The following is an 11,870-nucleotide window of genomic DNA, read 5'->3' on the forward strand; positions in this document are numbered from 1 at the left end:
TTCAAGTCCCTTCTTCTGCATGATCGATAGCCCGGTACAGAGATGTGCCGGGTTTTGTTTTGTTAAAAAAATAGATAGAATATGATGCTGGGATTTGCCATATGAGCATAAACTGTAAAATGAGTGAATTAGTGAATGGCAAGAGCCAGAAAAAAGAAAACCTTTTAAACTTATCTTTAGATGCGACAGAAGCGGAACGGGAAAAGTCCCCGGCACTTCAGATGGGATACGACCAGAATACGAAACGCTGGGAATTAATCATTCAATATAATGGAACTGTGGAAAAGTTGCAGGAACAGCTGCCGCAGGCGGAGATTTATCCACTTTCCGGCGGCTACGCGATTGTGCGGCTCCCTGAATCGCAGGTGAATGATCTGGCAGGATTATCACAGGTTGAGTATATAGAAAAGCCGAAGCGTCTTTATTTTGAGGTGAACCGGGCGATTCGTGATGCCTGTATTGCGCCGGTGCAGAGCGGAAATCAAGTCTCTCAAAACGTGTATGGCAGAGATGCTGATTTAAGTGGTCGCGGCACATTGACTGCCATCATCGACTCCGGAATCGATTATTTCCATCCGGACTTTCGAAACGCAGATGGAACGACGCGCATCGCCGCACTCTGGGATCAGGAGCAGAACCGGATTTATACGCGGGAGGAGCTCAACCGGGCATTGGAGGCGGGCAGCCGGGAACGCGCTTACGAGATCGTCCAGTCGCGGGATGTGAGCGGGCACGGGACGGCAGTTGCGGCGATTGCAGCCGGAAATGGCTGGGAGGGCGGCGGACACTACCGGGGAGTAGCCTGGGAGAGTGAACTTCTGGTCGTGAAGCTTGGAACGCCGCTTGCGGATTCATTTCCCAGAACAACAGAGCTGATGCGGGCGTTGGACTATGTGGTGGGAATCGCACAGGAATGGCGGATGCCGGTGGCGGTGAATCTGAGCTTTGGAAATACCTACGGTTCTCATGACGGAACCAGCCTGCTGGAGACGTATCTAAATTCGATGGCAGAGCGGGGGCGGACTTCCATCATCGTGGGAACCGGAAATGAAGGATACAGCATGGGACACCGGGCGGGATTTCTGCAGATGGGACGTCCAGTGGAGATAGAGCTTGCAGTGGGGGAATATCAGACGGGCTTCGGTGTGCAGCTATGGAAATTGTATCAGGACCGGTTTTCAGTAGAAATTTTCAGCCCGGGCGGCAGCAGCACCGGGGTGATCCGGGAATCATTGGGAGCACAGCGGCTTTCCTATGAGACGGAAGAGATTCTTCTATATTATGGGATGCCGAGTCCATACAGTCAGGCGCAGGAGATTTATCTGGATTTGATTCCAAAAGGAAGCTACATTCAGGACGGGCTCTGGAAAATCCGTCTGATTCCAGAAGAAATACGGGATGGTCAGTATGATCTGTGGCTGCCAGCAGGCATGGCACTGAACAGGGAAACACGTTTTTTGGCGGCATCGCCGGACACGACGCTGACAATCCCATCGACCGCCAGCCGGGCAATCTCGGTGGGTGCGTACGATGACGCCACGCAGGCATATGCAGATTTTTCCGGTCGTGGATTTGCAAGATTGGGGCATCCGATCAAACCGGAGCTGGCNNCAAACCGGAGCTGGCGGCACCTGGTGTAAATATCATCACCGCCCGCGCAGGCGGCGGATATGAGGCAGTGACAGGAACTTCCTTTGCAGCTCCATTTGTGACCGGATCAGCGGCGCTGATGATGCAGTGGGGGATTGTAAATGGGAACGATCCCTATCTGTATGGGGAGAAGCTGAAAGCATATCTCATCCGCGGGGCGCGGAGTCTGCCGGGGGAGGCGGTATATCCGAATGAGCGGGTGGGGTATGGGGCATTGTGTCTGGAGCGTAGTTTTCCGTTGTAAAAACAATAGAAAGTGCAAGGTGCACAAAAAACAATAAATGAAATTGTAAATTATATTTAAAGTGTTAATTGAATTTTCTGCTCAAAAGAGTATAATTTATATGGTATAAAATGCAATGAGTATGGCAATAAAAGAACGGGAATACAGAGAGTTACTGGATGGAGCAGGAAAACTGTTTGGATAGAAAATCCGCCTTTGTTATCCGACTGGATAGCAGAGGCGTTTTTTTATAAATAAACAAAGGAAAGAGGTTTAACTATGAGTGGAGTAATGATGATGATAATCGCCATCGTTGTTCTGGGAGGAGCATACCTCCTGTACGGGCGTTATCTCCAGAATAAGTGGGGCATCGATCCAAATGCCAAAACTCCGGCATATGAGATGGAGGACGGTGTCGATTATGTACCGGCTGATACAAACGTTGTGTTTGGTCATCAGTTCGCGTCGATCGCCGGTGCGGGTCCGATCAATGGTCCGATCCAGGCGGCAATTTTTGGCTGGCTTCCGGTCCTGCTTTGGATTTTAATCGGCGGCGTATTTTTCGGCGCCGTTCAGGATTTTGCATCCATGTATGCGTCTGTCAAAAATAAGGGTCGTACAATCGGATACATCATCGAAGAGTACATTGGAAAATTAGGAAAGAAATTATTTCTTTTATTCTGCTGGCTGTTCTGTATTCTGGTTGTCGCAGCGTTTGCAGACGTTGTAGCGGGAACATTTAAGGGATTTACGGTCGATGAGGCAGGTGCTGTCACAAAGATAGCGGCAAATGGAGCCGTTGCAACTACTTCTATGTTATTTATCATCGAGGCAGTTGCACTTGGATATTTCCTCAAATATACCAAATTCAACAAATGGATCAACACAGCCGTCGCTATCTTATTACTGGTGGCAGCGATCGCGCTGGGACTGAATTTCCCGGTCTATGTCGATCTTGGAACCTGGCATATTATTATCTTTGTGTACATTCTGATTGCCAGTGTCGCTCCGGTATGGGCGCTGCTTCAGCCGCGTGATTATCTGAACAGCTATCTGCTGATCTTTATGATCGTCGGTGCAGTTATCGGTGTATTTGTGGCCAATCCGGCATGTAATTTGAAACCGTTTACAAGCTTTAATGTAAATGGACAGTATATGTTCCCGATTTTATTTGTAACGATTGCCTGTGGCGCAGTTTCCGGTTTCCATTCTCTGGTATCTTCCGGTACTGCATCTAAACAGATCAAAAATGAAAAGAACATGCTTCCAGTTTCGTTTGGCGCAATGCTGATGGAGAGTATGCTTGCTATCATCGCACTGATTGCAGTTGCTTCCTTTGCAGATGGCGAGGCAGCAGCACAGGGACTTACCACCCAGCCGCAGATTTTTGCAGGCGCGATCGCAAACTTTCTTTCCGTAGTTGGTCTGCCGCATTCGCTTGTATTTACATTAATCAACCTGGCGGTATCTGCATTTGCACTGACTTCCCTGGATTCGGTTGCCCGGGTAGGACGTCTGTCGTTCCAGGAATTTTTCATGGATTCGGACACAGACGAGGAAAATATGAGCCCGTTTGTAAAAGTAGTAACCAATAAATATTTTGCAACCATCATCACACTGGTACTCGCGTACCTGCTTACCAAGGTCGGCTATGCAGAGATCTGGCCGTTATTCGGTTCTGCAAACCAGCTGTTATCGGTACTTGCTCTTGTAGCTTGTGCAGTATTCTTAAAGAAAACCAAGCGTCAGGGCTGGATGCTCTGGGTGCCGATGCTGTTCATGATGGCAGTTACCTTTACTGCACTGAGCATGACCATCATAAAGCTCACAAACGCATTTATGACGACCGGTCTGGATCTGGGAAATACACTGCAGCTTGTATTTGCAGTGCTGCTGTTAATCCTGGGTGTATTAGTAGCAATTCAGGGTATCAAGAAACTGCTTGAAAAAGCGGATAAGTAAAAATAATAAGTGAAAATAAAATGTAGATGAGGTCCATCAGGGACAGCCGTTACGTTTTGTATGTATGATAGTAAAGAGAGGATGTCTGTATTCAAAAGAACAGATGTCTTCTCTTTTTCATTCTAAGCCCCTTTGTTCAATAGATGGAAATAAGTAGTCATAATTCCCCTTCTTTCCACATAAAATAAAAAAAGAAAATAGAAAAAGATCAAAAATCCATGGAAAACCTCTGTCCCAAATTACAAAAATATGATATTATTATAAGATAATGGGCGAACTTTCGAATTTATTCCGTAAATTATTCTGAATAAAGGTGGGATCTGGATGAATATCAGAGAAACGATCGAAAAATGGGAACAGGAAACCCTGAGTCCGTATGCGTCGCTGAGTGCGAATACACGGGGACGGGAGCGGAAAGAACCGCTCTGCGACATCCGGCCAGAGTATCAGCGCGATCGCGACCGTATTCTGCACAGCAAATCGTTCCGGCGTCTGAAACAGAAAACGCAGGTTTTTCTGGCGCCGGAGGGCGACCATTACCGGACGCGCCTGACGCACACGCTGGAAGTATCGCAGATAGCGCGCACGATCGCGAAAGCGCTGCGGCTGAATGAGTCTCTGGCGGAGGCGATCGCGCTGGGGCACGATCTGGGACATACGCCGTTTGGTCATTCGGGGGAGGCGGTGCTCAACCGGCTCTGCAGCGAGGGGTTCGCGCATTATCAGCAGAGTGTCCGCATTGTGGAGGTGCTGGAGCAGAAGGGGCAGGGGCTGAACCTGACCTGGGAGGTTCGCAATGGGATCCTGAACCACCGGACGAGCGGTCATCCGGCGACGCTGGAAGGGAATGTTGTGCGGCTTTCAGATAAAATTGCCTACATAAACCATGATATAGATGATGCGATCCGGGGAAAGATCATGAAGGAAGAGGATTTGCCGCGGGAGTACACGGACATTCTGGGAAACAGTGTGCATGAGCGGCTGAATATCATGATCCACGACATCATCGAGCACAGCCAGGACAAGCCGGAGGTGGCGATGTCACCGGAACGCGAGGAGGCGATGCACGGGCTGCGCCGCTGGATGTTTGACCATGTTTACCATGACGGGATTGCGAAAGCGGAGGAAGGGCGCGCACAGCAGATGATCGAGATGCTGTATGGATATTATATGGCGCATCCGGAGGAACTTCCGGAAGAATCCCACCGGATTATGGAGATGAGAAATGAGACGAAAGAGCGCGCGGTATGCGATTATATCGCGGGTATGACAGATATTTACGCGATTGACCGGTTTAAGGAATTGTTTATTCCGAAAGCCTGGAGCGTATAAGGAGGAAGAAATGTATTATCCGGAAGAGGTAATCGAGGAAGTCAGAATGCGTAGCGACATTGTGGATGTGATTTCCGGATACGTGAAGCTGCAGAAGAAGGGAAGCAACCTGTTTGGACTCTGCCCGTTTCATCATGAGAAATCGCCATCCTTTTCGGTGTCGCCGTCCAAACAGATGTACCACTGCTTTGGCTGCGGTGTCAGCGGCAATGTGATTACGTTTGTGATGGAATATGAAAATTATTCATTCCGCGAGGCGGTTGAGATGCTGGCGGACCGTTCAGGCGTGAAACTGCCGAAGATGGAATATTCTAAAGAGGCAAAGGCGAAGGCGGACCGCAAGGCGGCGCTTCTGGAGATCAATAAGCTGGCAGCCAATTATTTTTATTATCAGCTCAAGCAGCCGCAGGGAAAGATAGGATATGATTATCTGGTAAAGCGGAAGCTGACGGATGAGACGATCCGGCGGTTCGGACTGGGATTTTCCAATAAAATCAGCGACGATCTGTACCGGTATCTGAAAAGCAAGGGATATGAGGACGAGCTTTTAAAGGATACGGGGCTGGTGACGATCGAGGAGCGCGGCGCCAGGGACAAGTTCTGGAACCGTGTCATGTTTCCGATCATGGATGTCAACAGCCGGGTGATCGGGTTTGGCGGACGTGTCCTCGGGGACGGGGAACCGAAATACTTAAACTCACCGGAGACGATGCTGTTTGACAAAAGCCGGAATCTATACGGACTTAATTACGCGCGTACTTCGAGAAAGAAATATATGATGCTCTGCGAGGGCTACATGGATGTGATTTCCATGCACCAGGCAGGTTATACGAACGCGGTCGCATCGCTGGGAACGGCGCTGACCGAGCAGCATGCGGCGCTTCTGAAGCGGTATACGGATCAGGTCATTCTGACCTACGACAGCGATGGCGCGGGCGTCAAAGCGGCGCTGCGGGCGATTCCGATCCTCAAGCGGGCAGGAATTTCAACCAAGGTATTGAATATGCGTCCGTATAAGGATCCAGATGAATTTATGAAAAACCTGGGAGCAGAGGAGTTTGAAAAGCGGATCGAGACGGCTAGAAACAGCTTTCTCTATGAGATCGATGTGCTGAAAGCCGGCTTTGATATGGAAGATCCGGAGCAGAAGACGGCATTTTACAATCAGACGGCGCGCAAGCTGCTTGAATTTGGCGAGGCGCTGGAGCGGGATAATTATATACAGGCGGTTTCGCGGGAATACTTTATCAATTATGAAGATCTGAGGCGGCTGGTCAACCAGCTCGGAAGCCGGTATGGCGTCGGGGAGGTAGGCGGAAGCGTCGGCAGTGCCGGNGGAAGCGTCGGCAGTGCCGGGGCAGTGGCGGAAAACCGCGGTGCTGGAAATGCAGAGTTTCCGGGAAATGCGGGATCGGCAGTGAGACCGGTGGGCAGGAAGAAGGAGAAAGACGAGGGCATCCGCCGTTCAGAACGCCTGCTTCTTACATGGCTGATTGAAGAACCATCGCTGTATGCCCGGATCAAGGACATCATCGGACCGGAGGATTTTGTAAAACCACTTTATAAAGAAGCGGCAAAAGCTGTATTTGAGGGTCTGGAAGCTGGAAATGTCAATCCGGCGGCGATTTTGAACCGCTTTATCGACGACGAGGGCAATTATAAAGAAGTCGCGGCGCTTTTCAATGCAAGTCTGGAAGAATCCTTAAACAATGAGGAGCAGAAAAAGGCATTTGCGGAGACGGTGCGCCGGATCAAGAAGAACAGCCTCGACGATCAGATCCGGCGGGCGTCGGATTTGAATGAGCTGCAGCGGCTCATACGGGAACAGGCGGGATTGTCTTCGCTCGTAATTACGTTGGAGTGATTGCGGATTGGGAAAAATTGGGTTACTGTACACGGGTAGGCACTTTTGGAACCGAAAGTGCCGTAAGAAAACGTGGTGGCAGCAGGAATTTGCCGTATTTAAATGCGAAGCCACGGCAAATTCCGTTACTGGACACGTATGCGTGTTCAGTAACAAAATTGGAAATGGTCGGGCAGGTTCTGAGGATGGAAGGAAGGACGAACTATGGAAGAGAAAAAAGTTACATTTGAAGAAAAACTCACACAGCTTCTGGAATTGGCAAAAACAAAGAAAAATGTACTGGACAATAAAGAAATATTGAATTATTTCCATGGTGAGATACTGAGCCCGGAACAGCTCGATCAGATCTATGATTTTCTGGAAAATCATCATGTAGACGTTCTCCGGATGGATGACGATGAGGACATGGAGCCAGAACTTTTTGAAGACGGCGAGGAGGAGGAGCCGATCGACGTGGACAACCTGGATCTCAGCATCCCGGATGGCGTCAGCCTCGATGATCCAGTCCGGATGTATCTGAAAGAGATCGGAAAAGTGCCGCTGCTTTCCCCGGAAGAGGAGATTGAACTGGCGAAGCGGATGGAGCTGGGAGATGAAAATGCCAGAAAACGTCTGGCGGAGGCGAATCTGCGCCTGGTTGTCAGCATTGCGAAGCGCTATGTCGGCAGAGGTATGCAGTTCCTTGACCTGATTCAGGAAGGAAATCTGGGTCTTATCAAGGCGGTTGAAAAATATGATTATTCAAAAGGATTTAAGTTCAGCACCTATGCAACCTGGTGGATCCGTCAGGCGATCACGCGCGCGATCGCGGATCAGGCGCGGACGATCCGGATTCCGGTTCACATGGTGGAGACGATCAACCGTCTGATCCGGACTTCCAGACAGCTTTTACAGGAACTTGGACGGGAACCTACCCCGGAGGAGATCGCGGAAAAGATGGAGATGCCGGTTGAGCGTGTGCGGGAGATCATGAAGATTTCACAGGATCCGGTTTCCTTGGAGACACCGATCGGCGAGGAGGAAGACAGTCATCTGGGCGATTTCATTCAGGACGATCATGTGCAGGTTCCGGTCGATGCGGCAACCTATACATTGCTGCATGAACAGCTCATGGAAGTGCTCGATACGCTGACCGAGCGGGAGCAGAAGGTGCTGCGTCTGCGCTTTGGCCTGGACGACGGCAGACCGCGCACGCTCGAAGAGGTAGGACGGCAGTTCAATGTCACCCGCGAGCGGATCCGCCAGATCGAGGCGAAAGCGCTGCGGAAGCTGCGCCATCCGAGCCGGAGCAAAAAATTGAAGGATTATCTGGATGAATGATCTGGAAAGAAGAAATAAAAAGTAGAACACAGGAGAATAAATCATGCGGACAGAAGTAAAACTCTCGAAGCGTCTGGAACGGATCGCTTCTTTTGTACAGCCGGGCAGCCGGGTAGCAGATATCGGCACCGATCACGGTTATGTGCCGATCTGGCTGGTGCAGAAGGGCGTGTGCCCGTCGGCATTGGCGATGGATGTGCGGAAAGGCCCACTGGAGCGGGCGGAAGAACACGTGGAAGAGATGGGGCTTTCTGGGAAAATTGAACTGCGCCTGTCAGACGGACTGGCAAAATTGAAGGCAGGCGAGGCAGACACAGTTGTGATCGCAGGAATGGGCGGAAAACTGACCTGCCGGATTCTGGAACAGGGACGCCATGTGTGGGAGAATTGGAGCGAGGGAAAAGAACGCCTGATTCTGTCGCCGCAGTCGGAGCAGGACGAAGTGCGTCATTTTCTGGAAGAACAGGGATTTTCGATTCTCCGGGAAGCGATGCTGACGGACGAGGGAAAATATTACATAGTGATAGAAGCGGCGCGAGGCACGATGCGGCCGGGGAGAGAGCAGGATTACCGTTTTGGAGCCGATTTGATCCGGAAGAAAGATCCGGTGCTGCTTGCGTATCTGGAGAAAGAAGAGAAGATGACGCGGCAGGTGCTGGCAGGGCTGACAGAAAATGATGCCCAGAACAAGAAGGAAACTTTAGAAGCCAGTGAAGCGGGAGAGACGGCGATCAGCCGCCGAGCAGCGCGCATCAACGAACTGACCGCCTATCTGGCGCTGATAGAGGAGACGAGACATGAAATGCAGTGAGATTATCAAGATCCTGGAAACACTTTCGCCGCGCAGCATGGCATGTGACTGGGACAATCCGGGGCTTTTAGCGGGGCGCAGCGGGAAGGAAGTGAAGACGATCTTTCTGGCGGTGGACGCCACCGATTCTGTGATTGAGCAGGCAGAGCAGGCGGGGGCGGATATGATTTTGACGCACCATCCGCTTATTTTCAAAGGAATCAAGCAGGTGTCTGATCAGAATTTCATCGGCAGAAGAGTCCTGCGGATGATTCAGGATGATATTTCCTACTATGCGATGCACACGAATTTCGACGCAGCGCCGGGCTGCATGGCAGATCTGGCGGCAAAGAAGCTGGGACTGACGGATTGTGAAGTTTTAGAGAAAATGGGAGAGACCGGAGACGGCACTTCCTACGGAATCGGATGCACTGGACGATTCGAACAGCATGCAATGGACGATTCGAACAGCCGATGACGCTGCGGGCAGCTGCCGAGCAGGTCAAGGAGGCATTTGGTCTGCCGTATGCGGCAGTCTTCGGTGAGCTGGACGGTGAGGCAGTGATTCAGAAAGCGGCGGTCTGCCCGGGCGCAGGAGGAAGCACGATGGGAGAGGCACTGGCAGCCGGGGCGCAGGTTTATATCACAGGAGATATCAGCCACCATGAAGGAATCGACGCGGTTGCACAGGGCATGGCGGTCATTGACGCCGGACATTATGGAATTGAACACATTTTTACAGAATTTATGGAGAAATATCTGATGAGGAAGCTGGGGGATGCCGTGAAGGTTGTGCGGGAGAAACCGGCGTTTCCAATCCAGATTGTTTAGGGAGGGGATTACATGCCGGAGGTACGGATTGGGAGTGAGATAAAAACATATCCGCAGGGAACCGCCTACGCGGAGATTGCGGAGGAATATCAGAAGAATTACGAGAATGATATTCTTCTGGTCTCGGTAAATGGACGGCTGCGGGAGCTGCATAAAACACTGCAGAAGGACTGCCAGATGGAATTTATCACAGCGGCAGATACGGCTGGCTATCTGGCATATCAGAGAAGTGCCGTCTTTCTGATGATGAAAGCCTTTCAGGATGTGGCAGGCAGGGAAAATGTGAAGAATATCACGGTCTGCTTTTCGGTTGAAAATGGTCTGTATGTGGAGGTGGAAGGCGGGGTAACACTCAGCCAGGAGCTGTTAGACCGTGTGAAAGAGGAGATGAAGCGCCTGTCTGAGCAGGATCTGCCGCTGCAGAAACGGAGTGAAAATACGGATGAGGCGATGGATCATTTCCAGGAGCAGGGCATGTATGACAAGGCGCGTTTGTTCAATTACCGGAGGGCGTCGCGGGTCAATGTTTACCGGCTTGGCGATTATGACGACTATTTCTACGGATATATGGTCATGAGCACCCGGTATCTCAAATATTTTGATTTACAGATGTACGAGGAAGGATTTATCCTGCGTCTGCCGAACAAGAAGCAGCCGAAGGCGATTCAGCCGTTCCATCCGCAGAAAAAACTGTTTGATGTCCAGCAGGAGGCGGAAAAGCTCGGTCACAAGCTCGGTGTGTTTGACGTGGGGACACTCAACGATACGATCGCGCGGGGGCGCATGAACGACCTGATCCTGATGCAGGAGGCGCTGCAGGAAAAGAAGATCGGAGATATTGCGGAGCAGATTTATGAGAGCGGACGCAAACTGATCATGATTGCAGGACCGTCCTCTTCGGGAAAAACGACCTTTTCACACCGTCTGTCGATTCAGCTCGGCGCGCTGGGAATGAAACCGCATCCGATCGCGGTGGACAATTATTTTGTCAACCGTGTGGACAGCCCGCGGGATGAAAATGGAAATTACGATTATGAGGCATTAAACTGCATCGATGTGAAACAGTTTAATGAAGATATGGAAGAACTTTTGGCGGGAAAACGCGTGGAACTGCCGGTTTACAACTTTGTCAAGGGCGAGCGCGAATATAAGGGCGATTTCTTGCAGCTTGGGGCGGAGGATATTCTGGTCATCGAGGGAATCCACTGCCTGAATGATGATTTGTCGTATTCACTGCCGCGTGATAAGAAATTTAAGATCTATATCAGTGCGCTGACCCAGTTAAATATCGACGATCACAACCGAGTTCCGACGACGGACGGACGTCTGATCCGGCGGATGGTCCGCGATGCGAGAACGCGCGGTGCGTCGGCACAGGACACGATCCGGATGTGGGATTCCGTACGCCGGGGCGAGGAGCGGAATATTTTCCCGTATCAGGAAGAGGCGGATGCGATGTTCAACTCTGCGTTTTTGTATGAGCTTTCGGTGCTCAAACAGTATGCGGAGCCGATCTTATATAGTGTTCCGCGTGATTCAGCGGAGTATAACGAGGCGAAGCGGCTGCTCAAATTTCTCGATTATTTTCTGGGTGTCAGCAGCGAACAGGTGCCGCACAATTCGATTGTGCGCGAATTTATCGGTGGAAGCTGTTTTAAAGTATGATTGACTGGACAAATGCCTGAAAATATGGTAAAGTTAGAATGTTTTGAGTAAGACAGATGGTCGCGGCTGCAGAACCGAAAGGCTGCAGGTGAGGAAAGTCCGGGCTTCACAGGGCAGGATGCCAGATAACGTCTGGTGGAGGCGACTCCAAGGATAGTGCAACAGAAATGTACCGCCCGGTTTACCGGGTAAGGGTGGAAGGGCAGTGTAAGAGACTACCGCCCGGCTGGTAA

The 11,870-nt window shown here is 50.8% G+C and carries 10 protein-coding genes and 1 other RNA gene (1 of these 11 running past the window's edge); all 11 read left to right on the forward strand.

Annotation, left to right across the window (positions count from 1 at the left end):
- Positions 1-119: 119 nt before the first annotated feature.
- Complete coding sequence (locus QVO97_RS07245; RefSeq protein ID WP_369678395.1) at positions 120-1,640, forward strand: S8 family peptidase; 1,521 nt, start codon at positions 120-122, stop codon at positions 1,638-1,640.
- A gap of 5 nt (positions 1,641-1,645) precedes the next feature.
- Positions 1,646-1,894 (forward strand): S8 family serine peptidase, encoded by a 249-nt coding sequence (locus tag QVO97_RS12745; RefSeq protein WP_369678397.1) that lies wholly within the window; start codon positions 1,646-1,648, stop codon positions 1,892-1,894.
- 258 nt (positions 1,895-2,152) lie between these two features.
- Positions 2,153-3,835 carry a carbon starvation CstA family protein gene (locus QVO97_RS07250; RefSeq protein ID WP_022359691.1) on the forward strand — a complete coding sequence of 561 codons (1,683 nt, stop codon included), beginning with the start codon at positions 2,153-2,155 and terminating at the stop codon, positions 3,833-3,835.
- A gap of 324 nt (positions 3,836-4,159) precedes the next feature.
- The gene (locus tag QVO97_RS07255) at positions 4,160-5,167 is read left to right on the forward strand and encodes a deoxyguanosinetriphosphate triphosphohydrolase (protein ID WP_022359692.1); all 1,008 of its coding nucleotides are present in this window, start codon (positions 4,160-4,162) and stop codon (positions 5,165-5,167) included.
- Positions 5,168-5,177: 10 nt separating this feature from the next.
- On the forward strand, positions 5,178-7,031 hold the full coding sequence (gene dnaG, locus QVO97_RS07260) for a DNA primase (protein WP_022359693.1): 1,854 nt from the start codon (positions 5,178-5,180) through the stop codon (positions 7,029-7,031).
- Positions 7,032-7,235: 204 nt separating this feature from the next.
- Positions 7,236-8,351: an RNA polymerase sigma factor RpoD gene (gene rpoD / locus QVO97_RS07265; protein WP_022359694.1), complete on the forward strand. Its 1,116-nt coding sequence runs from the start codon at positions 7,236-7,238 to the stop codon at positions 8,349-8,351.
- 43 nt (positions 8,352-8,394) lie between these two features.
- The gene (locus QVO97_RS07270) at positions 8,395-9,162 is read left to right on the forward strand and encodes a tRNA (adenine(22)-N(1))-methyltransferase (protein WP_022359695.1); all 768 of its coding nucleotides are present in this window, start codon (positions 8,395-8,397) and stop codon (positions 9,160-9,162) included.
- The gene (locus QVO97_RS12750) at positions 9,149-9,619 is read left to right on the forward strand and encodes a Nif3-like dinuclear metal center hexameric protein (protein WP_022359696.1); all 471 of its coding nucleotides are present in this window, start codon (positions 9,149-9,151) and stop codon (positions 9,617-9,619) included. The genes QVO97_RS07270 and QVO97_RS12750 overlap by 14 nt, the downstream gene beginning before the upstream one ends.
- Entirely contained in the window at positions 9,568-9,972 is a 405-nt protein-coding gene (locus QVO97_RS12755; RefSeq protein WP_369678396.1) for a Nif3-like dinuclear metal center hexameric protein, read from the forward strand. The genes QVO97_RS12750 and QVO97_RS12755 overlap by 52 nt, the downstream gene beginning before the upstream one ends.
- A 12-nt stretch (positions 9,973-9,984) precedes the next feature.
- On the forward strand, positions 9,985-11,637 hold the full coding sequence (locus tag QVO97_RS07280; protein WP_022359698.1) for a nucleoside kinase: 1,653 nt from the start codon (positions 9,985-9,987) through the stop codon (positions 11,635-11,637).
- Between the two features lie 44 nt (positions 11,638-11,681).
- Positions 11,682-11,870: RNase P RNA component class A (rnpB, locus tag QVO97_RS07285), an RNA gene on the forward strand (it continues 186 nt past the right edge of the window).

Source organism: Clostridium sp. CAG:43, from assembly GCF_000434655.1.
Taxonomy (GTDB): domain Bacteria; phylum Bacillota; class Clostridia; order Lachnospirales; family Lachnospiraceae; genus Otoolea; species Otoolea fessa.

Coding starts and splice junctions, on each gene's coding strand:
- QVO97_RS07250 (WP_022359691.1), top strand. CDS start 2,153: ATGAGTGGAGTAATGATGATGATAATCGCCATCGTTGTTCTGGGAGGA.
- QVO97_RS07255 (WP_022359692.1), top strand. CDS start 4,160: ATGAATATCAGAGAAACGATCGAAAAATGGGAACAGGAAACCCTGAGT.
- rpoD (WP_022359694.1), top strand. CDS start 7,236: ATGGAAGAGAAAAAAGTTACATTTGAAGAAAAACTCACACAGCTTCTG.
- QVO97_RS07270 (WP_022359695.1), top strand. CDS start 8,395: ATGCGGACAGAAGTAAAACTCTCGAAGCGTCTGGAACGGATCGCTTCT.
- QVO97_RS12750 (WP_022359696.1), top strand. CDS start 9,149: ATGAAATGCAGTGAGATTATCAAGATCCTGGAAACACTTTCGCCGCGC.
- QVO97_RS12755 (WP_369678396.1), top strand. CDS start 9,568: ATGCACTGGACGATTCGAACAGCATGCAATGGACGATTCGAACAGCCG.
- QVO97_RS07280 (WP_022359698.1), top strand. CDS start 9,985: ATGCCGGAGGTACGGATTGGGAGTGAGATAAAAACATATCCGCAGGGA.